At 66.0% G+C, this 26,709-nt stretch carries 27 protein-coding genes; 15 read left to right on the top strand and 12 right to left on the bottom strand.

Annotated features, from left to right (window positions below; genetic code table 11):
* Nucleotides 1-58 precede the first annotated feature (58 nt).
* The 3 genes from SLQ31_RS02670 to SLQ31_RS02680 all read left to right on the top strand — a co-directional run bounded on the left by SLQ31_RS02670 (nt 59) and on the right by SLQ31_RS02680 (nt 1,950).
* A complete protein-coding gene (locus SLQ31_RS02670) occupies nt 59-388 on the top strand; it encodes a YbaB/EbfC family nucleoid-associated protein (protein WP_319432778.1) in 330 nt (109 codons plus the stop codon).
* Nucleotides 389-393: 5 nt separating this feature from the next.
* Entirely contained in the window at nt 394-1,005 is a 612-nt protein-coding gene (gene recR / locus SLQ31_RS02675) for a recombination mediator RecR (RefSeq protein WP_319429423.1), read from the top strand.
* Nucleotides 1,006-1,104: 99 nt separating this feature from the next.
* On the top strand, nt 1,105-1,950 hold the full coding sequence (locus SLQ31_RS02680; RefSeq protein WP_319429425.1) for a hypothetical protein: 846 nt from the start codon (nt 1,105-1,107) through the stop codon (nt 1,948-1,950).
* Between the two features lie 79 nt (nt 1,951-2,029).
* Here the strand turns inward: SLQ31_RS02680 and SLQ31_RS02685 are convergent, their stop codons facing one another.
* Together SLQ31_RS02685 and SLQ31_RS02690 are read right to left on the bottom strand one after the other, a co-directional pair.
* Nucleotides 2,030-2,746, bottom strand: coding sequence for a type 1 glutamine amidotransferase (locus SLQ31_RS02685; protein ID WP_319429427.1), 717 nt, complete (start codon nt 2,744-2,746; stop codon nt 2,030-2,032).
* Nucleotides 2,739-3,968: a Mur ligase family protein gene (locus SLQ31_RS02690; RefSeq protein ID WP_319432780.1), complete on the bottom strand. Its 1,230-nt coding sequence runs from the start codon at nt 3,966-3,968 to the stop codon at nt 2,739-2,741. The genes SLQ31_RS02685 and SLQ31_RS02690 overlap by 8 nt, the downstream gene beginning before the upstream one ends.
* Before the next feature lie 105 nt (nt 3,969-4,073).
* On the opposite strand from SLQ31_RS02690, the gene SLQ31_RS02695 reads away from it, so the two are divergent.
* From SLQ31_RS02695 to SLQ31_RS02715, 5 genes are all read left to right on the top strand, one after another.
* Nucleotides 4,074-5,063, top strand: a complete 990-nt coding sequence (locus tag SLQ31_RS02695; protein ID WP_319429429.1) for a DEDDh family exonuclease — start codon at nt 4,074-4,076, stop codon at nt 5,061-5,063.
* 41 nt (nt 5,064-5,104) lie between these two features.
* Nucleotides 5,105-7,426: a bifunctional diguanylate cyclase/phosphodiesterase gene (locus SLQ31_RS02700; protein WP_319429430.1), complete on the top strand. Its 2,322-nt coding sequence runs from the start codon at nt 5,105-5,107 to the stop codon at nt 7,424-7,426.
* A 121-nt stretch (nt 7,427-7,547) separates the two neighbouring features.
* A complete protein-coding gene (locus SLQ31_RS02705; protein WP_319429433.1) occupies nt 7,548-7,751 on the top strand; it encodes a hypothetical protein in 204 nt (67 codons plus the stop codon).
* Between the two features lie 62 nt (nt 7,752-7,813).
* Nucleotides 7,814-8,254, top strand: a complete 441-nt coding sequence (locus tag SLQ31_RS02710; RefSeq protein WP_319429435.1) for a hypothetical protein — start codon at nt 7,814-7,816, stop codon at nt 8,252-8,254.
* On the top strand, nt 8,254-8,826 hold the full coding sequence (locus SLQ31_RS02715) for a hypothetical protein (RefSeq protein WP_319429436.1): 573 nt from the start codon (nt 8,254-8,256) through the stop codon (nt 8,824-8,826). Before SLQ31_RS02710 ends, SLQ31_RS02715 begins: the two co-directional genes overlap by 1 nt.
* Here the strand turns inward: SLQ31_RS02715 and SLQ31_RS02720 are convergent.
* Both SLQ31_RS02720 and leuA read right to left on the bottom strand, forming a co-directional pair.
* Nucleotides 8,823-9,209 (bottom strand): SHOCT domain-containing protein, encoded by a 387-nt coding sequence (locus SLQ31_RS02720; protein ID WP_319429437.1) that lies wholly within the window; start codon nt 9,207-9,209, stop codon nt 8,823-8,825. The genes SLQ31_RS02715 and SLQ31_RS02720 overlap by 4 nt on opposite strands.
* A 10-nt stretch (nt 9,210-9,219) precedes the next feature.
* Entirely contained in the window at nt 9,220-11,034 is a 1,815-nt protein-coding gene (gene leuA, locus SLQ31_RS02725) for a 2-isopropylmalate synthase (RefSeq protein ID WP_413641862.1), read from the bottom strand.
* A gap of 311 nt (nt 11,035-11,345) precedes the next feature.
* Here leuA and SLQ31_RS02730 point away from each other — a divergent pair, with 311 nt between their 5' ends.
* Complete coding sequence (locus SLQ31_RS02730) at nt 11,346-12,203, top strand: hypothetical protein (RefSeq protein ID WP_319429439.1); 858 nt, start codon at nt 11,346-11,348, stop codon at nt 12,201-12,203.
* On the opposite strand, the gene SLQ31_RS02735 is transcribed toward SLQ31_RS02730, so the two are convergent.
* From SLQ31_RS02735 to SLQ31_RS02765, 7 genes are all read right to left on the bottom strand, one after another.
* The gene (locus SLQ31_RS02735) at nt 12,175-12,852 is read right to left on the bottom strand and encodes a helix-turn-helix domain-containing protein (RefSeq protein ID WP_413641498.1); all 678 of its coding nucleotides are present in this window, start codon (nt 12,850-12,852) and stop codon (nt 12,175-12,177) included. The two genes, SLQ31_RS02730 and SLQ31_RS02735, sit on opposite strands and share 29 nt — an antisense overlap.
* Nucleotides 12,827-14,014 (bottom strand): FAD-binding oxidoreductase, encoded by a 1,188-nt coding sequence (locus tag SLQ31_RS02740; protein WP_319429443.1) that lies wholly within the window; start codon nt 14,012-14,014, stop codon nt 12,827-12,829. Before SLQ31_RS02740 ends, SLQ31_RS02735 begins: the two co-directional genes overlap by 26 nt.
* The gene (locus tag SLQ31_RS02745; protein WP_319429445.1) at nt 14,011-15,345 is read right to left on the bottom strand and encodes an FMN-binding glutamate synthase family protein; all 1,335 of its coding nucleotides are present in this window, start codon (nt 15,343-15,345) and stop codon (nt 14,011-14,013) included. The genes SLQ31_RS02740 and SLQ31_RS02745 overlap by 4 nt, the downstream gene beginning before the upstream one ends.
* Entirely contained in the window at nt 15,345-16,022 is a 678-nt protein-coding gene (locus SLQ31_RS02750) for a protein glxC (protein ID WP_319432784.1), read from the bottom strand. Before SLQ31_RS02750 ends, SLQ31_RS02745 begins: the two co-directional genes overlap by 1 nt.
* On the bottom strand, nt 16,019-16,912 hold the full coding sequence (locus SLQ31_RS02755; RefSeq protein WP_319429446.1) for a glutamine amidotransferase: 894 nt from the start codon (nt 16,910-16,912) through the stop codon (nt 16,019-16,021). Before SLQ31_RS02755 ends, SLQ31_RS02750 begins: the two co-directional genes overlap by 4 nt.
* A gap of 18 nt (nt 16,913-16,930) precedes the next feature.
* Entirely contained in the window at nt 16,931-18,238 is a 1,308-nt protein-coding gene (gene glnT / locus SLQ31_RS02760) for a type III glutamate--ammonia ligase (RefSeq protein ID WP_319429447.1), read from the bottom strand.
* A 90-nt stretch (nt 18,239-18,328) separates the two neighbouring features.
* A complete protein-coding gene (locus SLQ31_RS02765) occupies nt 18,329-19,582 on the bottom strand; it encodes an ammonium transporter (protein ID WP_319429449.1) in 1,254 nt (417 codons plus the stop codon).
* Between the two features lie 134 nt (nt 19,583-19,716).
* Between SLQ31_RS02765 and SLQ31_RS02770 the strand changes: the two genes are divergently transcribed.
* Nucleotides 19,717-20,160, top strand: coding sequence for a hypothetical protein (locus tag SLQ31_RS02770; RefSeq protein WP_319429451.1), 444 nt, complete (start codon nt 19,717-19,719; stop codon nt 20,158-20,160).
* On the opposite strand, the gene SLQ31_RS02775 is transcribed toward SLQ31_RS02770, so the two are convergent.
* The gene (locus tag SLQ31_RS02775; protein WP_319429453.1) at nt 20,104-20,754 is read right to left on the bottom strand and encodes a nitroreductase family protein; all 651 of its coding nucleotides are present in this window, start codon (nt 20,752-20,754) and stop codon (nt 20,104-20,106) included. The two genes, SLQ31_RS02770 and SLQ31_RS02775, sit on opposite strands and share 57 nt — an antisense overlap.
* A gap of 94 nt (nt 20,755-20,848) precedes the next feature.
* Between SLQ31_RS02775 and SLQ31_RS02780 the strand changes: the two genes are divergently transcribed.
* The 5 genes from SLQ31_RS02780 to SLQ31_RS02800 all read left to right on the top strand — a co-directional run bounded on the left by SLQ31_RS02780 (nt 20,849) and on the right by SLQ31_RS02800 (nt 26,707).
* Nucleotides 20,849-22,114, top strand: coding sequence for an aspartate kinase (locus tag SLQ31_RS02780; RefSeq protein ID WP_319429455.1), 1,266 nt, complete (start codon nt 20,849-20,851; stop codon nt 22,112-22,114).
* A gap of 2 nt (nt 22,115-22,116) precedes the next feature.
* Nucleotides 22,117-23,151: an aspartate-semialdehyde dehydrogenase gene (locus SLQ31_RS02785; RefSeq protein ID WP_319429457.1), complete on the top strand. Its 1,035-nt coding sequence runs from the start codon at nt 22,117-22,119 to the stop codon at nt 23,149-23,151.
* Between the two features lie 38 nt (nt 23,152-23,189).
* The gene (locus SLQ31_RS02790) at nt 23,190-24,314 is read left to right on the top strand and encodes a DUF4185 domain-containing protein (protein WP_413641499.1); all 1,125 of its coding nucleotides are present in this window, start codon (nt 23,190-23,192) and stop codon (nt 24,312-24,314) included.
* A 380-nt stretch (nt 24,315-24,694) separates the two neighbouring features.
* On the top strand, nt 24,695-25,132 hold the full coding sequence (locus SLQ31_RS02795) for a hypothetical protein (RefSeq protein ID WP_319429460.1): 438 nt from the start codon (nt 24,695-24,697) through the stop codon (nt 25,130-25,132).
* Between the two features lie 126 nt (nt 25,133-25,258).
* Entirely contained in the window at nt 25,259-26,707 is a 1,449-nt protein-coding gene (locus tag SLQ31_RS02800; RefSeq protein WP_319429462.1) for a catalase, read from the top strand.
* The last annotated feature ends 2 nt before the right edge of the window (nt 26,708-26,709 follow it).

Consider the following 26,709-nt stretch of genomic DNA (forward strand, 5'->3'; position numbering starts at 1 on the left):
TGTCATGCAACCCGGTGAGATACCCAACCTGGAGGGATTTCGCGAGCGGGCGGAGGAGATGCGTGACCAGCTGATGCCGGGTCTGCAGGCCGCGCTGGCGCAGGCTCAGGAAATGCAGCAGAAGCTGATGGAAGCCCAGGCGGCGCTGGCCGCCGCGGAGGTGCACGGCCAGGCCGGCGGTGGGCTGGTGCAGGTGACCATGAAGGGCAGCGGGGAAGTCGCCGCGGTGCAGATCGACCCGAAGGTCGTCGACCCCCAGGACGTCGAAACGCTGCAGGATTTGATTGTCGGCGCGATCGCCGACGCGGCACGTCAGTTCGCGATCCTGGCGCAGACCCATCTCGGTCCGCTGGCCGGTCAGGTCGCACCCGGTCTGCCGGAGGCCTGACTTCTTTGTTTGAAGGCCCCGTCCAGGATCTGATCGACGAACTCGGCAAGCTGCCGGGCGTCGGTCCCAAGAGTGCGCAGCGGATCGCCTTCCACCTGCTGTCGGTGGAGCCGCCGGATATCGACCGGCTGACCGCGGCGCTGGGCAGGGTCCGCGACGGGGTGCAGTTCTGCGAGGTGTGCGGCAACGTCTCCGACGCCGAACGCTGCCGGATCTGTGGCGACGCCCGCCGCGACGGGACGCAGGTCTGTGTGGTCGAGGAGCCCAAGGACGTCCAGGCCGTCGAACGCACCCGTGAGTTCCGCGGGCGCTACCACGTGCTGGGCGGTGCGCTGGACCCGTTGTCCGGTATCGGACCAGATCAATTGCGAATTCGTCAGCTGCTCAACAGAATTGGCGAACGCGTCGACGGGGTCGACATCACCGAGGTGATCATCGCGACCGATCCCAACACCGAGGGTGAGGCGACTGCCACCTATCTGGTGCGGATCCTGCGTGACATTCCCGGGCTCACCATCTCACGCATCGCGTCGGGCCTGCCGATGGGCGGTGACCTGGAGTTCGCCGACGAGCTGACGCTGGGCCGTGCCCTTTCCGGCCGCCGCGTAATGGCCTAGTTCTTTCGCGAGATTGAAGCCACGCAGAGGCTTACTCGCACTCTCTCTGTGTGAGTTCAATCTCGGCGAGATGTCAGTGGCCGCGCCGATGATGACGCGATGGGCGAGGTGTTCATCGGCAGCGAAGCCCTGGCGAGCGGTGCCCTGACACGCCACGCGCTGCAGCGGTTCCACGACAGGCTCTTGCCCGACGTTTACCACGCTCGCGGACAGCCTGTCTCACTGCGGGATCGCACGATTGCGGCCTGGCTGTGGTCGCGGAGGCGGGCCACCATTGCGGGCGCTGCGGCCGCCGCTATGCACGGGGCGGAGTGGATCAACCCTGCTGAACCCATCGAGCTGATCTGGGACAACGGCCGGCCGCCGCGCGGCTTGATCGTGCGCAACGATGCTCTGGTCGATGACGAGGTCACCCGGATCGCCGGTCTTCCCGTCACTACCTTGGCTCGCACCGCTTTCGACCTCGGGCGGTATCTCCCCAGGGCATTGGCCATCGCAAGGTTGGACGCGCTGATGCGAGCGGATTCGTTCTCCGCCGAGGACATCCTGTTGTTGGCCAAGCGGTACCCGGGTGCCCGCGGGGTCAGCCGACTCCGTGAAATCGTTCCGCTCGTTGACCGCGGGGCGGCATCTCCGAAAGAGACGTGGTTGCGCATATTGCTGATCGACGCCGGCTTACCCGTGCCCACAACGCAGATCCCGCTCTACGACGAACGGGGCTTGGTCGCCCTGCTCGATATGGGCTGGGAGGAGTTCAAGGTGGCCGCCGAGTATGACGGGGACCAACACCGCACCGACCGCGGCCGGTACGCGTGGGATCAGAAGCGATCACGGCTGGTCGCCGGCATGGGATGGGAGGCCGTGCGGGTGATCAAGGAGGACCGCCCGGATGAGGTGATCGCCCGAGTACGTGATGCGTTGATATCGAGGGGTTGGTGGCCATGACCGTCCGCGAGATTGAAGCCACGCAGACGGTTACTCGCACTTCTTCTGCGTGAGTGCAATCTCGGCGAAACGAGGGAGATCAGGCGCGGCGGGGGGCGGCGAGTCGCTCGCGGCGGAGCTGCTCGACCTCGGTCAGCTCCAGCGGCGCCAGCGGCCCGACGACCCGCGACAGCAGCAAGTCCGCCAGCTCGGGATTGCGCGCCAGGCACGGGCCGTGCAGATACGTCGCAATCACGTTGCCCTGCACCGCGCCGTCGTAGCCGTCGCCCGCGCGATTGCCGGCACCTTTGACCACCGCCGCAAGCGGCCGCGCATCCGGCCCTAAAACCGTTCCACCGCGGTGGTTTTCGAAACCGGTCAGCGGTTTGGTCATACCGTCGAGCAGCGGGTTGGATACCACTTCGCCGATGGTACGGCTGGCCTGTGGCGACGTCGTCACATCCAGCAGGCCGACGCCCTCGACCCGCTCACCGGCCGACGTCTCGTACCAGTGACCCAGCACCTGGATCGCCGCGCAGATCGCCAGCACCGGAGCGCCGCGGGCCGCGGCGCGCTGCAAACCCTGATGTGTCAGAAGGTGTTTGGTGGCCAGCCGCTGTGCGTAGTCCTCCGCGCCGCCGAGGGTGTAGAGGTCTAGCGAGTCGGGCACCGGGTCGGCCAGCGTGATCTCGACGATCTCGGCGGCAATCCCGCGCAGCCGCAACCGCTGTCGCAGCACGACGGCGTTGCCGCCGTCACCGTAAGTGCCCATCACGTCGGGCAGCACCAGCCCGATTCGTACCGTTGAATCAGCCATGCATGCGCCCCAACGTCCGACTCAGTTGCAGGAATGCGGTGTAGTTCGCCACCACCTCGACGTGCCCCTTGGGGCATGAGGCGATCGCATCAATGGTGTTGTGCACCAACGTATGCGGCACGCCCGCATAGCCCAGCCGCACCGCCAGGTCGGTTCCGCGCTCGCCGGCCGCGACGACGGGCACACCCTCGAAGTGCTCGAAGTTGACGTCCCACAGCCAGGACAGGTCTTCACCGTCGGGCACCTGGCCGTTGACCGAAATCACCACTCCCTCAGCGGCTGTGTCGACCATCGACAGCGCCTCCTGCCACCCGGCCGGGTTCTTGGCCAGCAGGATGCGCGCGGTGTGCTCGCCCATCGGCACGGTCCGGTAGCGACCGGCGACTTCGTCGACCGTCGAGACGGCGGCCACCGCCGCTGCAGGATCCGCGCCCAACGCGACTGCGGCAGCCACCGCCTGAGTGGCGTTGCCCCGGTTGACTTTTCCCGGCAGCGACAGCCGCATCGGCAGCTCCAGGCCGTTGGGCCCGTAGATTTTCGCCTCGTCGTACCACCACTGCGGACTGGGCCTCTTGAAATCTGTTCCGGTGGAGTACCAATGGGAGTGGTCGCGCACGATCACCTCGCCGCTGCGCGGGCAGCTGACCGAGTCATTGGCCCAGCCGGCGCCGGCAGCCACCCACACCACGTGAGGGCAGTCGTAGGCCGCCGAAGTCATCAGCACGTCGTCACAATTCGCGACGACGATCGCATCGGGGTGACGGGCCAGCCCGGCGCGCAGGGTCCGCTCGATGTGGTTGATCTCACCCACCCGGTCCAGCTGATCGCGCGACAGATTCAGCAACACGATCACCGCGGGGTCCACCGCGTCGGCGACGTGCGGGACGTGCATCTCGTCGACCTCGAGTGCGGCCAGCGACGCGTCCCGGGAGCCGGCCAGCGCGGCTACTAACCCGGCGTCCATGTTGGCGCCCTCGGCATTGGTGGCGACCGGCCCCAGAGTGGCCAGTGCGGCCGCCGTCATCCGGGTGGTGGTGGACTTGCCGTTGGTGCCGGTCACGACGACGGTCCGACGGCCGGTCCCGAGTTGACCGAGGATCGAGCGATCCAGGGTCATCGCGACCAGGCCACCGATCATGGCGCCGGCGCCGCGGCCGGTCGCCCGGGAGGCCCAGCGCGCGGCGGAACCAGCGGCCAGCGCAGCGCGGCCCCGCAGTGTCATCGTCGGCTTAGGCATTGGGACGCAAGTTTATGCGGAGTGGACGCGGTCGGCCGACACGGATTCGATGTCCCCGGCACTGTCGGACCTGCGTGCCATCCTGACTGTGTGAGCCACACCTGGGGTCGACCCGCCCGCGAGCAGGGCGATGGTTGGGTCGTGGTCGACGTCGAGACCACGGGTTTTCGGCCTGGCCACGCCCGCATCATCAGCCTGGCCGCCCTGGCGCTGGACCCCGAGGGGCGCGTCGAACATTCCGTCGTCAGCCTGCTCAACCCCGGCGTGGATCCCGGCCCCACCCACATCCACGGCCTGACCGCCGAGATGCTGGAGGACCAGCCGACGTTCGCCGATATCGCCCCCGACGTCATCGAGCTGCTGCACGGGCGCACCCTGGTCGCCCACAACGTGGCGTTCGACTACGCATTCCTGTCCAGTGAGGCCGAGCTCGCCGAGACCGCCCTGCCGGTCGACACCGTCATGTGCACCGTCGAGCTGGCCCGCCGCTTGGACCTCGGACTGGAGAACCTCCGGCTGGAGACCCTGGCCCGGCACTGGGCCGTGCCGCAGACCCGCGCGCACGACGCTTTCGACGACGCCCTGGTGTTGTCCCGGATACTCGCCCCGGCTCTGCAGCGAGCCCGCGAACGCGAGGTCTGGTTGCCGGTGCGGCCCGCGACGCGCCGCCGCTGGCCCAACGGTCGGGTCACCCATGACGAACTTCGGCCGCTGAAGATGCTGGCCTCCCGGATGCCCTGCCCCTACCTGAACCCCGGGCCGTACCGGCGGGGCGGCCCGCTGGTCCAGGGCATGCGCGTCGCATTGTCAGCCGAGGTGAGCCGCACACACGAGGAACTCGTCGAGCGGATCATTCACGCCGGGCTGGCCTACGCCGACGCCGTCGACCCGCAGACCTCGTTGGTGATTTGCAACGAGCGGACACCCGAGCAGGGCAAGGGGTATCTGGCGCGCGAGCTCGGGGTACCGGTGGTGTCCGACCGGCAGTTCATGGACTCGGTCGCGTCGGTGGCCAACGGCACCGGGATCGACGACTTCGCCCCCTCGGTCGACCAGGGTCAGCAGTTCGCGCTGTTCTGAGGGCTCGCTTCGCTAGCATCGCCATCGGGGTGGTGATGTAGGTGGACGATCGAAGGGGCATGCCGCGATCGGCTTTGCCCATCCTGTCCTCGGCGATCAGCTGTCTTCTGCTCGCCCTGGGGTTCGCCTTCAACTGGGGTGGCGACAGCACCGTTCGTATCGTCGACGCGCTGGCTTTTGCTGCCTTCGGTCTCTACGCGGCCGTGTGTTCGACGCTTGCGGCCCGCGCCGCCCACGGACGAAACCGCACGGCCTGGACCACCATGGCGATCGCGCTGTATGCGTGGGCGGTGGGGGAGCTCACCAGGGCGCTGTACACCCTCGTCTTGAAACCGGTGTTTCCGTCGCCGGCGGAGTTCCTCTACCTGGTATTCGTCGTGCTGATCTGTGCCGCGTTCGTGCTGTTCCCGGCCGAACCGACACAGGGCTCGCGCACGCGGGTGCTCTTCGACGCGCTGATCGTCGCCATGTCGTCGTTCATCGTGTTGTGGGTGGTTGTGCTCGGCAACGTGTACCAGTCCACTCGGGTGGACAGCGTCATGCAGGGGCGCGCGCTGCTGTACCCGCTGTTCATCCTGTTCATGTTCGTGGCCGCGGTGGTATTCGTCGCCAGATCCGGGTCCGGCAACAGGGTGGTGATGTGGCTACTCTTCGGCGCCGTCACCCTGATGGCGTTCTCTGGGGTCACTTTCGCATTCCTGCAAGGGGCCAACCGCTATCACCCCGGGCATCTCACGAGTATTGGCTGGGTGCTTGGGATGTCGTGCTTCGGTGCGGCCGCGCTGCTGAGCCGCCGACCGCGGGTACTCGCGCCACCAACAAGCGCACCGCAATCCTCGATCGCCCTGTGGTTGCCCTATGTGCCGCTGTTACTCGCCGGCACCATCGGGCCGGCAATCGTTATGACTGGTGTCCTGCGGATCGGGGTCCCGGTGCTGATGGCGTTCCTCTGCATCCGGCAGGTGCTCTCTGGCTGGGAGAACCGCCGATTACTCACGGCCGCAGCCGATCAGGCGTTGCGCGATCCGTTGACCGGGCTGGCCAACCGCACTCTGTTCCAGGACCGGCTGGCGCACGCGATGGCATTGCGGCGCCGCGACGACCGTGTGGTGGCAGTGGTCTCGCTTGACCTCGATGACTTCAAGCTGATCAACGACAGCATGGGACATCCTGCCGCAGACAGTCTTCTGATTCGCGTGGGCGAGCGCATCGCCAGTTGCGTGCGGCCCGGCGACACCGTGGCGCGGCTCGGCGGCGACGAATTCGCGCTGCTCCTCGAGGGTGGGGCCGACGAGGCGCACCTGGTGTGCGAGCAGGTGATCGCGGCATTCGACACCCCATTCGTCATCGACGGTCACGAAGTGCTGATGCGGCTCAGTGCCGGTATGGCAGTCACGTTGCTAGCTGAAACAGAGCTCGCGCCAGAGGAATTGGTGAAGCGCGCTGATATCGCGATGTACTTCGCCAAACGCTCACGCAATTCGACGGTACACACATTCAGCTCGGACATGACGTTGCTCGATCCGGGCATCGAGGAAGTGACGAACACCGGCGAGAACCATTCCATCGGAACCGGCGCGGCGCAGGTGCGGTTACTCGGCGAACTGCGGCGCACCATCGATCGCGGCGGACTCGAGATGGTCTATCAACCCAAGCTTGACTTGAACACCGGCCGTGTCGCCGGGGTGGAAGCGCTGCTGCGCTGGCCCCACCCGCGGCTGAAAGTGCTTCGGCCGGCAGCGTTTATGCCGCTGATACTGCGGCACGGTTTGATGCGTCCGGTCACCGATCTGGTCTTCAAGAAAGTGCTCGATGATGCCGCGCGATGGGTGTCGATGGGGTTGGAGGTCCCTGTCGCGGTGAACCTGTTCGCGCCACTGCTGCGCGACCTGCAACTGCCTGAGGCGGTGAGTGCCGTTCTGCGAGAACGTGAGCTCCCGGCCCGGTTGCTGACCATCGAGATCACCGAGGACTTGGTTCTCGACGAGGTGGGCCGGGTCACCGGTGTGCTGCAACGACTGCGTGACGACGGGGTCCGGATTGCCATCGACGACTTCGGCAGCGGCTATTCAGCTTTGAGCTATCTGCGCGATCTGCCGATCGATGAAGTCAAGTTCGACCGCCATTTCATCGCGTCAGTGGCCACCGACGCGAGGGCCGCCGCGGTGGTCAGCGCGGTGATCGACCTGAACCACAACCTCGGGATCACCGTGGTAGCCGAAGGGGTCGAGGACGCTGAGACCGCGGACTGGTTGCGCGCGCATCACTGTGACATCGGGCAGGGCTATTTCTTCGGCAGGCCTGTCCCCGCCGCTGAGGTCCCAGGCCTGGTAGCCCAGTACGCGCACCGGCCTCCAGGCTGACCTCATAGCCTCCTGTGTGTCTGGACCGAACACCCTGAGGTTTGCGTGAAATCGAAATATGTTGGCGTAGCTTGAAGTTGGGCCCAATGACAATTTGTTTTTGACAGAAGGCAGCTTCGACATGAAAAAAGTACTCGCCGCCACCATTGGGGCGGCGGCAATCGCGCTGCTGGCGATATTCGCCGTCACAGCCACCATCGACGGCTCCACCTTCAGCCGAACCTCTGCTGATTCCGGGCAGGAGTCGAAATTCCCGACACCCACACCGCCGGCTCCGGCCGAGGTTTCGGGGGCCGTGACCACGACGGCGCGGTCGATCCACTGAGCCAACCGCTCCGTAGTCGACACCCTTGACCCACTACGGTCGTAGTAGTACTGTCACACCCCATGGCATCTACTACGACCGTAGTGAACCCGCGATCGGCGTTCGCCGAGCACGGCTACTACTTCAAGCCGGCAGCGATACTGACCATCGCGCTGGGGTTCTCCTTGCACCTGTACCGGATCATCTTCGGTGATGAGATGACCCTGCGGTACGTGCTGAATCCGACTACCGATGCGCTGCTGCTCATCCCGATGACCTACGCCGCGGTGACCGGCATCATGATCTGGCGGCGGGTCGACTTTGTGAACACGCCGCACAAGGTGTTCTTCACCTGGTCGCTGGCCTACTTCACCCTCAGCGTGCCGTTGCACGTCTACTGCGCCTTGATCAAGGGTGATGTCAGCTTCTATGTGAGGTTCTTCGATGTGTGGCTCAGCTACCTGCTGCTGCCGTTTTACGTCGCGCTGCTGACGATGTTCTGGCGGCTACGCTTGCGTCCCTGATGCCGCCAAATCCCGAACGCCGCACCGCCATCCTCGATACCGCGACTGACATCGTGGTCGATGTCGGTATCGGCGGCCTCACCCACCGCCAGGTCGACGAGCGTGCCGCCCTGCCTGCGGGGACCACATCGAACTATTTCCGAACCCGGCTGGCGCTGCTGGAAGCCACCGCCGCGCACGTCGTCGACCTGCACTGGCGGCACGTCGAAACGCTGCAGTCCGCGCTACCCGCACCGATGAACCGGGCGGGTGTGGCCGCGCTGATGACGCGGATGGTGGCCGATCCCGACGAAGCAGCGAAGCGACGGACCCTGGCCCGGTTCGAATTCTTCATCGAGGCGACGCGGCGGCCCGAATTGCAGCCCTTCATCTACGAGCTGCAACACGCCGCCATGAAAACGGCCGGACTGATTTTGGCGTCGGCCGGCATCGATGCTTCACCCGAGCAAATCGACCAACTGACCCGGCTTCTCAACGGGTTGGTGTTCAGCAATCTCACGATCGACCAGGCTGGCGGGCATGACCCGGCCAGGCTGATCGATCGTGTGCTCAGTGCGGTGTTTAGGACCTAGCTGAGCGCCTTGGCCTTCAGGGAGTCGAACTCCTGCTGGGAGATGGTCCCGGCATCCAGGAGTTGTTTGGCGTGCTCGATTTCCTGCGCCGGCGAACGTCCGGCGGCATCCCGGATGTAGTCGTCGGTCTCCTTTTTGACGGACAGCGCCGCATCCCGAGCGCGTTGGGCCATGCCCTGACCGCGCGCGACCAGGTAGACCAGCGCGGTCAGCCACGGGAACACGATCAGGAAGATCACCCAGACGGCCTTGATCCAGCCGGACGTCGTGTGATCACGCCAGAACAGGTCCACCAGGATTTGGAACAACACCAGCAGGTAGGCGATCCAGGCGAAGATGATCAGGAAGTGCCAGAGGAAATCCCATGTTGAACCCCAGTCCACGGCCCGCTCCTTAACTTGTTGGGATGACGCCGATTCGCGCAGCGCGGTTCACGGCCGAGACGACGGCCCGCAATGACGCCGTGGTGATTGACGTCGCAATGCCGACGCCCCATACGGTTCGTCCACCGATCGACGCCTCGACATAGGCCGCGGCCGCGGCCTCCTCGCCGGCCGACATCGCATGCTCGGAATAGTCCAGCACGCTCACGTCGAAGCCGACCGTGCCCAGCGCGTCGACGAACGCGGCCAGCGGCCCGTTGCCCTGACCGCTGATCTCGGTCTCCACGCCGCCGATCTTCACGACGGCCTCGATGACGTCCGTGCCGCCGTCGACTTCGGCGCCGACTACCTTCTGGCGGATACGTTCCAAAGGCCGGATCGGCGACAGGTATTCGTCGGCGAACGCATCCCACATCTCCTTGGGCGACACCTCGCCGCCCTCGCCGTCGGTGATCTGCTGAATCGCTTGGGAGAACTCGATCTGCAGCCGTCGCGGCAGCACCAGGCCGTGATCGGCCTTCATGATGTAGGCCACCCCGCCCTTACCGGACTGGGAGTTGACCCGGATCACGGCCTCGTAGGTGCGGCCGACGTCCTTGGGGTCGATCGGCAGATATGGCACCTGCCACAGCATGTCGTCGACGTCCGAATCTGCTTCATCGGCAGCGACCTTCATCGCATCCAGGCCCTTGTTGATGGCATCCTGGTGGCTACCCGAGAACGCGGTGTACACCAGATCGCCACCGTAGGGGTGCCGTTCGTGCACGGGCAGCTGGTTGCAGTACTCAACGGTGCGGCGGATTTCATCGATGTTGGAGAAGTCGATCTGCGGATCGACACCGCGGGAGAACTGGTTCAGCCCCAGTGTCACCAGGCACACGTTGCCGGTGCGCTCCCCATTGCCGAACAGGCAGCCTTCGATGCGGTCGGCGCCGGCTTGATAGCCCAATTCGGCTGCCGCGACGGCGGTTCCGCGATCGTTGTGCGGGTGCAGGCTCAAGATGATCGAGTCACGTGGGGTCAGGTGCCGGTGCATCCACTCGATCGAGTCGGCGTACACATTGGGAGTGGCCATCTCGACGGTGGCGGGCAGGTTGACGATCAACGGCACGTCAGGGGTCGGCTTTACGATGTCGGCGACGGCGTTGCACACCTCGACGGCGTATTCCAGTTCGGTGCCGGTGTAGGACTCGGGGGAGTACTCGAAGCGCCACTGGGTGCCGGGATACTTCGCCGCCTCCTGGACGCACATGCGCGCGCCATCGGTGGCGATCTTCTTGACTTCCTCACGGCCGGCACGGAATACGACCCTCCGCTGCAGGATCGAGGTCGAGTTATAGAAGTGCACGATCGCGCGCGGCGCTCCGGAACACGCCTCGAAGGTGCGGGTGATCAACTCGGGGCGGCACTGCGTCAGCACCTGGATGGTGACGTCGTCGGGAATGGCGCCCTGCTCGATGATTTCGCGGACGAAGTCGTAGTCGGTCTGGCTTGCCGACGGGAAGCCGACCTCAATCTCCTTGTAGCCCATGGTGACCAGCAGGTCGAACATACGGCGCTTGCGGGCCGGGCTCATCGGGTCGATCAGCGCCTGATTGCCGTCGCGCAGATCGACCGCGCACCACATCGGTGCACGCTCGATGACCTTGTCCGGCCAGGTGCGGTCCGGCAGAGTGATCGGCTCGATTTCAGCGGCGAACGATCGGTATCGATCGACCGGCATCGACGACGTGCGCTGGGTGTTCCAGGACGGCTGGTCGTCACGGCGCGGGCCGGCAGGGGTTTTGATGGTGCGGGCAGATACGTAGGCGTCCACAGATTCGATGGACGGTTTCTTGATGGTCACGATTGGGCTCCGGGGGTCTTGTTGTGGACTTCAGACCGGCGCATCGCGAAAACCCGCGACGGGAAGCCAGTCTGGATCAGACCCCGTCGCGGCGTCCGAGGAGGAGCACCCGCTGCACAGTTGAGTACTGTACTCCCGCCCTGCCAGCTGGCCAAAGTGCAATCGATGACTTTGTGTATGCAGCACCCGCTGAGCGCGTTCGTTCCGCACCCTAGCGTTCGCTGCCAAGGTAAATTGGCCACATCGTAAGCCGTGATCGGGGGTTATTCGTGCAACTGAGCGTTCGCTCCATGCTCGCGACCGGGGTTTCGGTGACGGCTGCCGCCGCCATCGTCCTGGCGCCGTTACCCACCGATCCGCCGACGTCGACGCACACCGCGTCCGTCGCCCTCACCGGCGCGTGGCAGGACCTGCAGGCGAATGTCACCGAGGATCTGGCCAACCTGAACGCCTTGCTCGCCGGCTCCGCCGGCACGCCGATCCTGTCGCAGATCGCGTCGAACTTCACCACCTATGGGCGGTGGATGGCCGGGCAGGACGGTGGCAGCCCCGCAAAGGTCGTGACGACGATCGGTGATCACATTGTCACCGTCGGTACCACTCTGGCCACTCTCGCGATTCTGGCGCCGCTCAGCTTTGTCGGCCCGTTTATCGCCCCCGGCGTCATGCTCATTCAGTTGGTCGCCGACACGGCCAAGTACCCGTCCACTCCGCAGACCGTGCTGCAGGCGGTTATCGACGCACCGGCCGTGTTACTCAACACTGCGTTCAACTGCTGCTCCACCCCGCTTTTCCAACTGGCGTTCGGGCTGCTGAACCCCGGCCCCCTCGGCTATCTACTGGGGTTGCGGTCGGCGATCGCAATGGCGCTACAGATCACGACGCCGTCGCCACCTCTGCCGTCCGCCAAGGCAACACGGGTGACCGACGACCCGGTTGAGCCGGCAGCGGCCGCACAGTCATCGCCGGCGCCTGCGCTTGGTCAGAGCCGTAAGGCGCAGTCGGACACCACTGCTCAACGGACTGCACGAACTGCCAAGCGACCCCATGCGCCGCGCAAGGCGGATGCCAGCGCGGGGCAGACATCGTCGCCGGGCAAGGGACAGGCGGCGCGTGCCGCTAGATCTGGGAATCCGGGAACGCGATAACCGACAGAAACCTGATCGGCACTTGGATCAGGTCCGCGGGACCGTGTGCGCCCTCGCCGTCGATCTGCAGCGAATCGCCAGGATGCAGCCGGTACACCGAGCGGCTGTGGGCGTAGTCCATAACGCCTTCGAGCACGTAGATGAATTCGGTGCCGGGATGCTGGAACAGCGGATAGGTCTTGCTCTTCTCCGACAGTGTGACCAGCAGGCATTCCAGCCGTTTGTGCTCGCCGCGCAGCGAGCCCAACAGTTCGTACTCGTGGCCCTCCCGGGTGCCGGTCCGCACGATCCGCGCACCGGTGCCGGACTTCACGAACGCCGCGGGACGCTCGACGTCGGCACCGCGGAACAGCGTGGTGACCGGGACGTCGAAACCCTTGGCCAACAAAGCCAGTGTGGACAGACTCGGCGAGGTCTGGGCGTTCTCGATCTTGCTCATCATCGCCTTGGAGATGCCGACCCGGAGCGCCATGTCGGCCACCGACAAACCCAGTTGCTGACGCAGCTGACGCACGTTGTGCGCGATCGCGGCCTCGAATTCCAGCTCGGCGACCGGCTCGTGCGGTTCGCGATCGCGGGCAGTACCCGACTGGTTGCGCAGCAGATCGGTCACAAGCCCGTCTCTATCGCATCTGCCCGGCGCCGACATAGGGATACGGGCTCTTCAACAGCTGACCGGCAGCGAAGCGAGACAACCGGAAGTCGGACTCCGGTATCCGCGGATCGTTGCTGCGGCCGTCGACGACCAGGTCAGCGACCAGCCGACCGACGGCCGGCGCGATTTTGAACCCGTGACCGCTGAAGCCGGCGGCGATGAACAGGCCGTCGCGCCCGCTAGCCGAGATCACCGGATTCCAGTCCGGTGTGACGTCGTAGCAGCCGGCGTAGCTGGTGGTGATCGCAGCGCCGGTGAAGCCGGGGAAGCGGGTGCCCACCTTCTCGACGGTGAGGTCGATGAAGTCCTCGGTGGCGCGGTTCAGATAGTCATCGGGATCGGCGGTCGCGACATCGGATAGATCGCTGTTGCCGAACAGCACATCACCGCCGACCTCGGGCCGAACATATTGCAGCGACACCAGATCGGAGAACACCGGCACCGGTCCCAGCTCGACGCCGGGGGAGATCATGACGATCTGCTCACGGACCACCCGAATCGGCACGTCGATTCCGTAGGACGCCAGGAAGGGCCGGGTCCACACCCCGGTTGCGACGACGACGCAGCCCGCGCTGATCCGGGTTCCGTCGGCCAGCCGCACCCCGGTGACGGCGTCACCGTCGGAATATAGGCCGGTTACCGTGGCGCCCTGGCAGATTCGCACACCGGCCGCACGGGCGGCAACGGCGAACGCCTGGGCGGTTTGGTAGGCGTCCCCATAGCCACCGCGAGACTCCCAGCCGAACGCGGCGAACGGCGACAGGTCGGCGAATGGCCACAGCTGGGCCACCTCGTCGGCGTCGATCTCCTCGGTCTGCACGCCGACGGCACGCTGCGCGGCCATGCTTTTACGCAACGAGTCGACATTGGGTTCACCGACGCCGACAACGTATCCGGTCTGTCGGAAACCGATATCGTCGCCGAAGATCTCCTCGGCCTTCTCGAACACCTCGAGGCCGACGGTGGCCATCGCGGCCAGTGAGCTCACCCCGTAGTGACACCGCACAATGCCGCTGGACTTGCCGGTCATTCCGGATCCCACAGTATTGCGTTCGACGACAACCACATTGGTGACGCCGCGTTGGCTCAATGCCCAAGCGGCAGCGCATCCCTCGATCCCACCGCCGACGATGACGACATCGGCCGTCTCGGTCACAGACCCGCCCCGGGAATCCAGGAGGTGCCGGCCAACGGAACCCGGGCCATCGCTGCCGCCTCGATCGTCACCGCGACGAGGTCCTCGGGCTCAAGGTGCAACAGATGAGCCTTGCCGCAGGCCCGCGCGATGGTCTGGGCCTCCATGGTGAGCACGCGCAGATAGTTGGCCAGCCGCCGGCCGGCGTCCACCGGATCGAGCCGGGCCGCCAGCTCCGGGTCTTGGGTACTGATACCGGCCGGGTCGCGGCCGTCCTGGAAGTCGTCGTAGAAACCGGCTGCGCTGCCCAGCTTTTCGTACTCGGCGGCATACTTGGGATTGTTGTCGCCCAGGGCGATCAGCGCGGCGGTGCCGATCGCCACGGCGTCGGCGCCCAGCGCCATGGCCTTGGCGACGTCCGCCCCGGTGCGAATACCACCGGACACGATCAGTTGAACTTTTCTATGCACCCCCAGCTCGGAGAGTGCCTGCACCGCTTGGGGAACCGCGGCCAGCGTCGGGATGCCGACGTGTTCGATGAAGACGTCCTGGGTGGCGGCGGTACCGCCCTGCATCCCGTCGACGACGACAACGTCGGCACCGGCGGCCACCGCCAGCTTCACGTCGTAGTAGGTGCGGGTGGCACCGACTTTGACGTAGATCGGCTTTTCCCAGTCGGTGAGCTCACGCAGCTCGTTGATTTTGATGGTCAGGTCGTCGGGGCCGGTCCAGTCGGGGTGGCGGCATGCTGACCGTTGATCAATTCCTTCGGGGAGGGTCCGCATCGCGGCTACCCGTTCGGAGATCTTCTGCCCCAGCAGCATTCCGCCGCCACCGGGCTTGGCGCCCTGCCCGAGAACGACCTCGATGGCATCGGCCTTGCGCAGATCATCGGGATTCATTCCGTAGCGCGACGGAAGATATTGGTAGACAAGATATTTGGACTGCCCGCGTTCCTCCGGCGTCATACCCCCGTCGCCGGTGGTGGTCGACGTACCGACCTCGCTGGCGCCGCGGCCCAGCGCCTCCTTGGCCGGGCCGGACAGCGCGCCGAACGACATGCCGGCAATGGTGACCGGGATCTCCAGATGCAGAGGATGTTTGGCGTGCCGGTCGCCGAGGATGACGTCGGTGCCGCAACGCTCGCGATAACCCTCGAGCGGGTAGCGCGACATCGACGCGCCCAGGAACAGCAGGTCGTCGAAATGGGGGAGTAAGCGTTTGGCGCCCCAGCCGCGGATGTCATAGATGCCGGTTTCGGCGGCACGCTGGATACCGGCGATGGTGGCGCGGTCGAAGGTGGCTGATTCGCGCAGGCCGAGGCGGGCTCGCTCGTCTTGGGTGTAAGTCATCAGTAAACCGAGGTGTTGTCGACGTGGAAGTGGTACAGCTGGCGGGCGGAGCCGTAGCGGGTGTAGGTGCTGGTGTCGTCGTCGTCGAACCCGGCGGCCTTGAGCAGACGGCCGAGCTCCTCGTGGTGTTCGGCGCGCATCTCCTTGGCGATGCAGTCGGCGCCGAGTGAGGCCACCTCACCGCGCACATACAGCCGCGCCTCGTAGATCGAATCACCCAGTGCCTCACCGGCATCGCCGCGAATCACCAGCCGACCGGCCTGAGCCATGAACGCGCTCATATGCCCAACACTGCCGCCCACAACGATGTCGACTCCCTTCATCGATATCCCGCAGCGTGCTGCCGCGTTGCCTTCGATGACGAGCAGGCCGCCGTGCGCGGTGGCGCCGGCCGACTGGGAGGCGTTGCCCTTGACCCAGACGGTGCCGCTCATCATGTTTTCACCCACGCCGGTGCCGGCGTTGCCGTCGACGATGACCTCGGCCTGCTTGTTCATCCCGGCGGCGTAATAGCCGACGTGCCCGTCGATTCCGATGCGTACCGGGGCGTCCACGCCCACCGCCACGTTATGGGCACCGGCGGGATTGGTGATCCGGAACTCGCCGGAGAGGCCGGGGGTGTGCAGGGCGGCGTTGACGTCCCGCAACGGGGTGGTGCTCAGATCGAAGGTCGTCATCGTGTCCACGCGTACACCACCTCGGGCTCGGGCTCCCAGATGACCGCCTTCTCGACACCGGGAAGGCCTGCCAGCGCGCGGTATTCGCTGCCCATCGCCACCCAGTCGTCAGTCTCGGCGATCACCGCGGGCTTGCAGGCGATCGCGTCGCGGACGACGGCGAACGAGTCGTGGTTGGACACCAGCAGCGTGTAGAAGCCGTCGAACGTGGCGCACAGTTCCTTCAATGCCGATTCCACGTCGCGGCCCTGAGCCAGCTGGTCGGCCACGAAGCGCGCGCCGACCTCAGTGTCGTTCTCGCTGTCGAATACGACACCCTGGGCCCGAAGGTCGCGGCGGATGGTGGCGTGGTTGGCGAACGAACCGTTGTGCACCAGGCACTGATCCGGGCCCACCGCGTACGGGTGCGCGCCGGCCGGGATGACCGCCGACTCGGTGGCCATCCTGGTGTGGCCCACCCCCTGCCAGCCCTGGGCATGGACCAGCCCCCACGCCTCGGTGAGCGCCTTCGGATGACCGACACCCTTGAGCACGGCCACGTTTCGGCCGAATCCGGCGACCAACGCGTGCGGGTAGTGCGCCGTGATCGCGGCGTGCAGCGCCTCCGGCGCGACATCGGCGGATACCAGGAGCGTCTCGTCGACGCGGTGCGCCGACACCTCGCCGAACGCGCCGTGCAGGGCCGCCGCGACCTGCTCGAGACTGTCGTCGACGTCGAGCACCGATACGGTGCCCTTCCCTGGCGGTGACCAGTGTGGATCGCCGTAGACGGCGACGCCGGCGGAATCGCTTCCCCGGTTGGACATTTCGCAGAGCATTCCGGTCAGAAGTTCACCGAGCCGGGGGTAGAGCTCCGGGTTGCGCAGGTGCAGACCCACGATCCCGCACATAGTGTTCCTTCCTCGCCGTCAGAAAGCGGTCAGGTACTGGTCGACCTCCCACGGGCTGACCGTGCTGTGGTAGGCGAAGAATTCGTCACGTTTGATCCCGGCGAAGTAGGCGGCCACCCCGTCCCCGACGGCGTCGAGCACACCGGTGATCACCGCGTCGCCCTCGAACTCGTCGACGGCGTGCAGCAGGGTGGGCGGCAAGGCGGTGCGGCCGTCGGTGCCGCCGATCGCGCCGGGGTCGAGGCTGCGCTTGATGCCGTCGATGCCCGCGCCGAGCGCCGCGGCGATGGCCAGGTAGGGGTTGGCCGACCCGTCGCCGCCACGCAGTTCGACCCGCTGGGAGTCCGGCACGCGGATGTAGTGGGTGCGATCGTTGCCGCCGTAGGTCGGCAGCTTGGGTGCCCAGGACGCTCCCGATGCTGTCGTGAGAGCGCCGGTTCGCTTGTAGGAGTTGACGGTTGGCCCCACGACTGCCTGAAGCGCGCAGGCATGGTCGAGGATGCCGCCGATGAACGCATAGGCGCACGCCGACAGGCCCAGTCCACGGTCGTCGGAGTCCTCGGGGAACACCGGGGTGCCGCCGCTGGTCAGCGACAGGTGCAGGTGCAGACCGCTGCCGGTGCGGTCGGCGAACGGCTTGGGCATGAAGGTGGCGACCATGCCGCGTTCGGCGGCGATCATCGACAGCAGATAGCGCAGGGTGATCACCCGGTCGGCGGTGGTCAGCGCGTCGGCGAACTGAAAGTTCTGCTCGAATTGACCGTTGCCGTCCTCGTGATCATTGGCGTAGTTGGACCAGCCTAGGGCGTTCATCGCCGTCGAGATGGCGGTGAGATGGTCGTACATCCGGGTGACGCCGCGGGCGTCGTAACAGGGCTGGGCGGCGGTGTCGGCGGTGTCGGCGGTGGCCAGGCTGCCGTCGGCGGCGCGAGTCAGCAAGAAGTACTCGACCTCGGCACCCACCCAGGGTTCGAAGCCGGCGTCGGCGGCCCGCTGGATCAGCGACTTGAGGATGATCCGCGGCGCGTACGGCCAGGGCTGGCCCTCGACATGCGGATCGCAGTGCACGATCGCCAGGCCCTCTTTGATGAACGGGACCGGGGTGAACGACGCGGGGTCGGGGATCGCCATCAGGTCCGGGTCTTTGGGCTCCTGACCGATCGCCCCGACAGCGTAGCCGGCGAAGCCGACTCCCTCCGTGGCCAACAGGTCGACGGCTTCGACGGGAACCAGTTTGGCGCAGGGCTTTCCGCGCAGATCGACGAACAACGCAAGAATGAATTTGGTCGCGGACTTCTCAGCCAGCTCGGCGAGGGTGGCAGACATGTTCTCTAACAGACTCTTTCGTGGTGGCGACGAGAAGACGATGGGTCGAGCCGGGCGTGGGAAGGAGTTCCACGCCCGGCTCGGGTCCCGTCAGGCGAACTCGAGCTCGTACGCCAAGTCGCGGTGCACGTGGGCGTCGATACCCTTCTCCTCTTCCTCGGGAGAGATCCGGATGCCCATCGTCTTCTTGATGCCCCAGGCGATAGCGAAGGCAATCGTGAACGAATAGACCATCACCGCACCCGCGGCGACCGCCTGTCGCCACAGCTGGTCAAAGCCGCCACCGTAGAAAACGCCGTTGACCTTGTTCGGCATGGTGTCGCTGGCGAGGAAGCCGATCAGCAGGGTGCCGATGACGCCACCGACGAGGTGCACACCGACGACGTCGAGCGAATCGTCATAGCCGAACTTCGACTTGAGTCCCACGGCGTAGGGGCAGATGGCGCCCGCGACCAGGCCGAGGATGATGGCGCCGACCGGCGTCACCGAACCACAGGCCGGGGTGATCGCGACCAGGCCCGTGATGGCGCCTGCGGCCGCACCGACACCGGTGACGTGGCCGTCCTTGATCTTCTCCACTGCCAGCCACGCCAGGGTGGCAGCGCAGGTGGCGACGAACGTGGTGACCATGACGATGGCTGCCGAATTGCCTGCGGCCAGTGCCGAACCGCCGTTGAACGCATACCAGCCGGCCCACAGCAGGCCTGCGCCGAGCAGGGTCAGTGGGACGTTGTGCGGCTTGCGCAGCTTGCCCCAGCTGGCGCCCTTTCCGAGCACGATGGCCACCGCCAGTGCGGCTGCACCGGCGTTGATGTGCACTGCGGTACCACCAGCGAAGTCAATTGCCTTGAGGTTGTTGGCAATCCAGCCACCGACCGAGTCCGGGGTGACAACGCCGTTGAAGGCGAACACCCAGTGCGCGACGGGGAAGTAGACCAGAACCGCCCACAGGGTGGCGAACACCATCCAGGCCGCGAACTTCATCCGGTCGGCCGCGGCGCCGGAAATCAGCGCCACGGTGATCGCGGCGAACAGCGCCTGGAACAACGCGAACAAACTGACCGGTAGACCCGAGATCGTGGTCTGCGACTCCATCAGGTTCTTCATCCCGGCGAATTCGGTGAAACTGCCCACGAACCCGCCGTAGGAAGTGCCGAACGTCATCGAGAACCCGAACAGGATCCACAGCACGCCGACGATGGCAACTGCGCCGAACGTCATCATCATCATGTTGGTCGAGCTCTTGACCGAGACCATGCCGCCGTAGAACAGCGCGAGGCCCGGGATCATCATCGTCAGTCCGATGATGCAACACAGCATGAAAGCTGTGGTCCCTGTATCCATCTAATCTCCTGCGGGTGGGCGGCCCTAGACGGTTGGGCCGTTCACCGGCAGTGAACGATGTTTCTGTTACGTGGACAGCTGCTGGGTGTTGCCGCCGCGTTAAACGTTGGCGCGCACGGCTACGCTGGCTGACCATGCACCGACGACCGCGCTGGGTCCTCACCATCACCGTGGTGGTCATTGCGATTGGTGTCGCCGTGTGGTCGAAATTTTTCGACGGGCCGCCCGAGAACTGCAAGCCGGTGATCGACCTGTTGGACTTCAGCCGGTCGCAAGCGGCCAAGATCGACTCCAAAGGCAATGAAGGTGTTCCGACGGTTGCCGAGGATGCCAACTACAAGGATTGGGCGGACGGGCTGGCCGAGCGGGCCCAGAAGGTGACCGATCCCGGGCTGGCGGCGCAGGCCACCGAGGTGGCTCAGCTGGCCAACCAGTTCGTCTCCGGATTGCCGACCCTGCGCGCCCAAACCCAAGCCCGGGCCCCCGGTGCGCCGGCCCCGCCGCAGGTTTACGAGATGTCGCTACTCAACGACAGGATCGTCGCCAAGCTCGGGGATCTGCGCAAAACCTGCTCCTGACGACGGCCATGCTGCTGACCAGTTGAGCACGATCTGATCCAGCGGCAGTCGCTCCCGCGGCCGGCTATCGCGTTCGGCGATCTCCGGGGCTAGGCGCGCGTAGTCGCCCTGGGATCCGACGGCTACCACTGCCAGTGGGCGTACTCCGTCGGGCAGGTCGAACGCCGCGCGGGCACCGTCGACGTCGAAGCCCGCCATCGGATGCACGATCAGGCCCCGGGCCACCGCCTCGACAGACAGGCTCGCGATCGCCGCACCCGCGTCCACCGCCGAATAGAGGGCGGTGCGATCGTCTTCGCCCTGGTCAGCGCATACCAGGATCAGCGCGCCCGCGGCGTGGGCGTAGCTGTTCCCGCGGCGCAACAGGGCGGCCACCGTGCTGAAGGTCTCGGTGTCCCGCAGCCCGACGACGAACCGCACCGGCTGCCGATGCCCCCAGGTCGCCGCCCAGCGAGCCGCCTCGAGTAGGGCGATCAGCTGCTCGGAGGTGACCACCGCGTCGGGGTCGAAGGCGCGCGGACTCCACCTGGCGGCGATCGGCGGGTGGATCGGCACCCGGGTCCGGGCGCGGCGATCGGCGGGCTGGTCTGTCACGGGCGCGACGTTACCGCCGATCGGGCCGGGAAAAGCAGGTGCTTCGACCCCTTATCCTTAGAGCCGATATCCCACACTTTCGAAAGGGCAGACAGTGGCGCTCGTCGTGCAGAAGTACGGCGGATCCTCGGTCTCCGACGCGGACCGGATCCGGCGCGTCGCCGAGCGCATCGTCGAAACCAAGAAGGCCGGCAACGACGTGGTCGTCGTGGTCTCCGCGATGGGGGACACCACCGACGAGCTGCTGGATCTTGCCAAGCAGGTCTGCCCGGCGCCGCCCGCCCGTGAGCTGGACATGCTGCTGACCGCGGGCGAGCGGATCTCCAACGCGCTGGTCGCAATGGCCATCGAGTCGCTGGGCGCCGAGGCCCGCAGCTTCACCGGCTCGCAGGCCGGCGTCGTCACCACCGGTACCCACGGCAACGCCAAGATCATCGACGTCACGCCCACCCGGCTGCGCGCGGCGCTCGACGAGGGCAAGATTGTGCTGGTCGCCGGCTTCCAGGGCGTCAGCCAGGACACCAAGGACGTCACCACCCTGGGCCGCGGCGGCTCGGATACCACCGCCGTCGCGCTGGCCGCCGCCCTGCACGCCGACGTCTGCGAGATCTATACCGACGTTGACGGCATCTTCACCGCCGACCCCCGCATCGTGCCCAACGCGCACCGCCTGGACACCGTCAGCTTCGAGGAGATGCTCGAGATGGCGGCCTGCGGCGCCAAGGTGCTCATGCTTCGCTGTGTGGAATACGCCCGCCGCTACAACGTTCCGATTCACGTCCGGTCTTCGTACACCGACAAGCCCGGCACGATCGTCACTGGATCTATCGAGGACATCCCTATGGAAGACGCCATCCTGACCGGAGTTGCCCACGACCGCAGCGAGGCCAAGGTCACCGTTGTCGGTCTGCCCGACGTACCCGGCTACGCGGCACGGGTGTTCCGCGCGGTCGCCGACGCCGACATCAACATCGACATGGTGCTGCAGAACATCTCGAAGGTCGAGGACGGCAAGACCGACATCACCTTCACCTGTCCGCGCGACATCGGCCCCACGGCGGTCGAGAAGCTCGCCGCGCTGCAGGACGAGATCGGCTTCACCAAGGTGCTCTACGACGACCACATCGGCAAGGTGTCGCTGGTGGGCGCGGGCATGCGTAGCCACCCCGGCGTGACCGCGACGTTCTGCGAGACGTTGGCCCGCGTCGGCGTGAACATCGAACTGATCTCGACCTCCGAGATCCGAATTTCGGTGCTGGTCAAGGACACTGAGTTGGACAAGGCGGTCGCCGCGCTGCATGAGGCGTTCGGCCTCGGCGGCGAGGAAGAGGCCGTCGTCTACGCCGGAACGGGGCGGTAGCCATGGTGAACATCGGAGTGGTCGGAGCCACCGGCCAGGTCGGGCAGGTCATGCGCACCCTGCTGGAGGAGCGCGACTTCCCGGTCACCAGCGTGCGGTTCTTCGCCTCGGCGCGTTCGGCGGGCAAGAAGCTGCCGTTCCGCGGGCAGGAGATCGAGGTCGAGGACGCCGCGACGGCCGATCCCTCGGGCCTGGACATCGCGTTGTTCTCGGCGGGCGCGACGATGTCGCGGGTGCAGGCGCCGCGGTTCGCCGCCGCCGGTGTGGTTGTCATCGACAACTCGTCGGCCTGGCGCAAGGACCCCGAGGTTCCGCTGGTGGTGTCAGAGGTCAACTTCGCGCGCGACGGCCGTAGTCGTCCTAAAGGCATTATCGCCAACCCGAACTGCACCACGATGGCCGCGATGCCGGTGCTCAAGGTGCTGCACGACGAGGCGCAGCTGGTGCGGATGATCGCCTCGACGTATCAGGCGGTTTCGGGCAGCGGCCTGGCCGGGGTCGACGAGCTGGCCACCCAGGCGCGCGCGGTGATCTCTTGCGTCGAGGAGCTGGTGCACGACGGCTCCGCACTGAACTTCCCCGCACCGGCGAAATACGTTGCACCCATTGCGTTCAACGTCATTCCGCTGGCCGGTTCACTGGTCGACGACGGCTCGGGGGAGACCGACGAAGACCAGAAGCTGCGCAACGAAAGCCGCAAGATCCTCGGCATCCCCGATTTGGCGGTGTCCGGGACCTGTGTGCGGGTACCGGTGTTCACCGGACACTCGCTGTCGATCAATGCTGAATTCGCCCAACCGATTTCGCCTGCGCGCGCCGCTGAGCTACTTGCCGGTGCGCCGGGGGTGAAGCTGGTTGACGTGCCAACGCCGCTGGCCGCCGCCGGGGTGGACGAGACCCTCGTCGGGCGGATCCGCCAAGATCCCGGCGTGCCGGACGGTCGCGGGCTTGCGTTGTTCCTCTCGGGAGACAACTTGCGAAAAGGTGCCGCACTCAACACCATTCAGATCGCCGAGCTGCTGGCCGCCGAGCTCTGAGGGGCTGATTCCCGTTGCGCCGAAACCCACGTTTGGGCGTGAAACTGCGAGTGGTCTGCGCCATTTCGTCGATCTCGGCGCTGGTGCTGGCCCCGACCGCGGCCGCTGACCCGCCCAATCCGGCGCCCGATCCGATCCTGGCGCCGCTGTCACCGGGCCAGGTGGTGCGCATCGGGCCGATCGCGGGCACCGGCACCCCGACCCGCGACTACGGAATCGGTGCCACCGATCTGTGTGAGTTCATGGAATTCCCAACCGAATTGCTGCAGATCTGTGGTGACAGCTTTGCCGGTCAGGGCGTCGGATTCGGCGGCTGGTTCTCGCCGGTCGCCCTGCGCGTCTCCGGCGACTCGGTCGACGATCCCGAAGGGGTGCGCTACACCGGGGTCACCGGCGTGGACAAGCCGCTCCTGGCTGAGCCGACCCCGGCGGGCTCCTCGCAGCTACCAGCCGGTGTGGTGACGATCAACCGGCAGAACTACCTGTTGGTGACCACCACCAAGGACCTGGTGCCGCAGACCTCGCGACTGGTGAAAGCTCAAGCTGGACAGGGTGGTTGGCAGACCGTCGCCGGTTCGCAGCGGCCCGCGGCCTACGCGGGTGGGCGCCAGACACAGATCAGCGGCTACTACGACCCCATCCCTACGCCCGATTCACAGACCGGCTGGGTGTACATCGTGGCCAACAATTTCGACCGGTCCGGCCCGGTGGTGCTCTACCGCGCCACCCCGGAGACGTTCACCGATCGCTCCCGATGGCAGGGCTGGGCGGCCGGTCCCGGTGGCGGCTGGAACAAGACGCCGACGCCGCTGTGGCCGGACATGATCGGCGAGATGAGCATGCGCGAGGTCGACGGCAAACCGGTGCTGTCCTATTTCAATGCCAGCACCGGCAACATGGAGATGCGGGTGGCGTATGACCCGACGGGTTTGGGCTCGGCCCCGGTGACGACGGTCGTGCAGGCGGGTGACTGGCCCGATCCGGTCGAGAGCCTGCCGTCACCGGATGACAATCAGCTCGCGCAGCCGTACGGCGGCTACATCTCGCCGGGTTCGACGCTCGACGAGGTGAGGGTTTTCATCAGCCAGTGGAATACGACGCCGCGGGACCGTGCGCCTTACCGAGTTCTGCAGTTCGCGGTGAACCCGTTCAAACCGTGGTGAGCGGGTTCATCAACTTCGCCCGTATTCGCACTACCTGAATTTGAGCAACTCCCAAGAGCAACACCGGCCATAGCAACCCTGACGCGACGACGAGTGGGACGCGAACACGGTCGCGTACGGTCTCACCTGCGTGAGAGGCTTCGGAGAACACCCATGCCAGGAAAGTGAACAAGGGCATGCCGGTGAGATAGAGATAGAACAGCACCGTGCACGCTCCTTGAAAGCAACCCCCGGGCAATAGTCGCAAAGTTCGCTGGCGCTGTCCAGTCGCCCGCCCGCACGGTCCACCCGGCGGGCCCTGCGATCGGGGCCGGTCATTCATAGCCAACTCAAAGGTCCGACCTAGCCCGCGCTGGGTAGCGGGCTCGCATGATCAATCCATGACCGAAACACCCGAGCGGGCCGACGAGCCCGCCACCAGTCCCGTCGCCACTCTCGAACCGCCGCCCGCGTACGCCGCGCCCGTCCCTGTTGCCACCCGGCCCAATCGGCTCTACCAGGCCGTCGCGTGGGTGGCCATCGTCGCCGGAACTATTTTCATCGTCGGCGCTGTTTTCTTTACAGGATTCGCTCTCGGACGCCACAGCGGCGGCGGAGGCGGTTGGCATCACCACCACGGCGGCGGCAATTCAAAGGAGTTCCACCACCGCGGCGGACCCGGGATGGGTCCGGGCATGGGGCCTTGGGGTCAGATGGGCCCTGGCGGGCCCGCTGGACCGGGCGGCCCTGGTGGGCCCAACGCCGGTCCCGGGTTCGCACCCGGCGGACCGGGTAGCACCGGCCCCGGCGCTACCGCCACCGCCACTCCGCGTCCCTGACGTTTCCACCGAGCTGCCCAGCGCCCTCACCCCCCGGAGGGCGCTGGGCTTTCGGCTGTGATGGGACGGCTCATCGCGGGTACCCGCTCCTCGAAAGGCCCACAGCCTGAGAGAGGGGCACGAGAAATGACAGAGAAGTACCTGACGACCGATGCCGGTGCGCCGGCGCCGAGTGTCGAACATTCCCTGACCGTCGGCCCGGACGGCCCGATTCTGCTGCAGGACCACTACCTGATCGAGCAGATGGCGAACTTCAACCGCGAGCGCATCCCGGAGCGGCAGCCGCACGCGAAGGGCGGCGGAGCCTTCGGTGAGTTCGAGGTGACCCAGGACCTCAGCCAGTACACCAAGGCCGCGGTATTCCAGCCAGGAACCAAGACCGAGATGCTGGCCAGGTTCTCGACGGTCGCCGGTGAGCGCGGCAGCCCAGACACCTGGCGTGACCCGCGGGGTTTCGCGCTGAAGTTCTACACCAGCGAAGGCAACTTCGACATGGTCGGCAACAACACCCCGGTGTTTTTCGTCCGTGATCCGATGAAGTTCCAGAACTTCATCCGGTCCCAGAAACGCATGGCCGCCAACAACCTTCGCGACCACAACATGCAGTGGGACTTCTGGACGCTCTCACCGGAGTCCGCGCATCAGGTCGCCTATCTGATGGGCGACCGCGGCATCCCCAAGACTTGGCGCCACATGAACGGCTACTCCAGCCACACCTACAGCTGGCTCAACGCAGCCGGTGAACTGTTCTGGGTGAAGTACCACTTCAAGACCGACCAGGGCATCGACTTCCTGAGCCAGGAGGACGCCGATCGGATCGCCGGCGAGGACGGCGACTACCACCAGCGCGACTTGTTCACCTCGATCGAGAACGGCGACTTCCCGAGCTGGACGCTGTCCGTGCAGATCATGCCCTTCGAGGACGCCAAGACCTACCGGTACAACCCCTTCGACCTGACCAAGATCTGGTCGCACGCGGATTACCCGCTGCATGAGGTCGGCAGGATGACGCTGAACCGGAATGTCGAGGACTACCACGCTCAGATGGAGCAGGCGTCGTTCGAACCCAACAACGTCGTGCCCGGAACTGGCCTCAGCCCGGACAAGATGCTGCTGGCTCGCGGCTTCTCGTACTCCGATGCGCACCGCGCCCGGCTCGGCGTGAACTACAAGCAGATCCCGGTGAACGAGCCCAAGGTCGAGGTACGGGCGTATTCCAAGGATGGGGCGATGCGCATCCGCAATGCAGGCGATCCGGTGTATGCACCGAATTCGATGGGAGGTCCGGAGGCCGACCCGAAACGGGCGGCTGAGGTGCACTGGGCATCGGACGGCGACATGGTTCGCACGGCGTATGTCCTTCGCCCCGATGACGACGACTGGGGCCAGGCCGGCACGTTGGTCCGCGAGGTGCTGGACGACGAGGCGCGAGACCGGTTGGCGCAGAACGTCATCGGGCACGTGTCCGACGGCGTGAAGGAGCCGGTGCTGTCCAGGGTGTTCGAGTACTGGCGCAACATCGACCCTGACCTTGGCAAGAAGATCGAGGAAGGTGTGCGCGCCGAACTGGCATGATC

This window comes from Mycobacterium sp. RTGN5 (genome assembly GCF_033804465.1).
In the GTDB taxonomy this organism is placed as follows: Bacteria; Actinomycetota; Actinomycetes; order Mycobacteriales; family Mycobacteriaceae; genus Mycobacterium.

Coding starts and splice junctions, on each gene's coding strand:
- SLQ31_RS02715 (WP_319429436.1), top strand. CDS start 8,254: ATGCCGCCAAATCCCGAACGCCGCACCGCCATCCTCGATACCGCGACT.
- SLQ31_RS02730 (WP_319429439.1), top strand. CDS start 11,346: ATGCTCGCGACCGGGGTTTCGGTGACGGCTGCCGCCGCCATCGTCCTG.
- SLQ31_RS02755 (WP_319429446.1), bottom strand. CDS start 16,912: ATGTGCGGGATCGTGGGTCTGCACCTGCGCAACCCGGAGCTCTACCCC.
- SLQ31_RS02765 (WP_319429449.1), bottom strand. CDS start 19,582: ATGGATACAGGGACCACAGCTTTCATGCTGTGTTGCATCATCGGACTG.
- SLQ31_RS02770 (WP_319429451.1), top strand. CDS start 19,717: ATGCACCGACGACCGCGCTGGGTCCTCACCATCACCGTGGTGGTCATT.
- glnT (WP_319429447.1), bottom strand. CDS start 18,238: ATGTCTGCCACCCTCGCCGAGCTGGCTGAGAAGTCCGCGACCAAATTC.
- SLQ31_RS02735 (WP_413641498.1), bottom strand. CDS start 12,852: ATGTCGGCGCCGGGCAGATGCGATAGAGACGGGCTTGTGACCGATCTG.
- SLQ31_RS02680 (WP_319429425.1), top strand. CDS start 1,105: ATGGGCGAGGTGTTCATCGGCAGCGAAGCCCTGGCGAGCGGTGCCCTG.
- SLQ31_RS02800 (WP_319429462.1), top strand. CDS start 25,259: ATGACAGAGAAGTACCTGACGACCGATGCCGGTGCGCCGGCGCCGAGT.
- SLQ31_RS02710 (WP_319429435.1), top strand. CDS start 7,814: ATGGCATCTACTACGACCGTAGTGAACCCGCGATCGGCGTTCGCCGAG.
- SLQ31_RS02705 (WP_319429433.1), top strand. CDS start 7,548: ATGAAAAAAGTACTCGCCGCCACCATTGGGGCGGCGGCAATCGCGCTG.
- SLQ31_RS02795 (WP_319429460.1), top strand. CDS start 24,695: ATGACCGAAACACCCGAGCGGGCCGACGAGCCCGCCACCAGTCCCGTC.
- SLQ31_RS02785 (WP_319429457.1), top strand. CDS start 22,117: ATGGTGAACATCGGAGTGGTCGGAGCCACCGGCCAGGTCGGGCAGGTC.
- SLQ31_RS02745 (WP_319429445.1), bottom strand. CDS start 15,345: ATGACTTACACCCAAGACGAGCGAGCCCGCCTCGGCCTGCGCGAATCA.
- SLQ31_RS02685 (WP_319429427.1), bottom strand. CDS start 2,746: ATGGCTGATTCAACGGTACGAATCGGGCTGGTGCTGCCCGACGTGATG.
- SLQ31_RS02670 (WP_319432778.1), top strand. CDS start 59: ATGCGTGACCAGCTGATGCCGGGTCTGCAGGCCGCGCTGGCGCAGGCT.
- SLQ31_RS02750 (WP_319432784.1), bottom strand. CDS start 16,022: ATGACGACCTTCGATCTGAGCACCACCCCGTTGCGGGACGTCAACGCC.
- SLQ31_RS02690 (WP_319432780.1), bottom strand. CDS start 3,968: ATGACACTGCGGGGCCGCGCTGCGCTGGCCGCTGGTTCCGCCGCGCGC.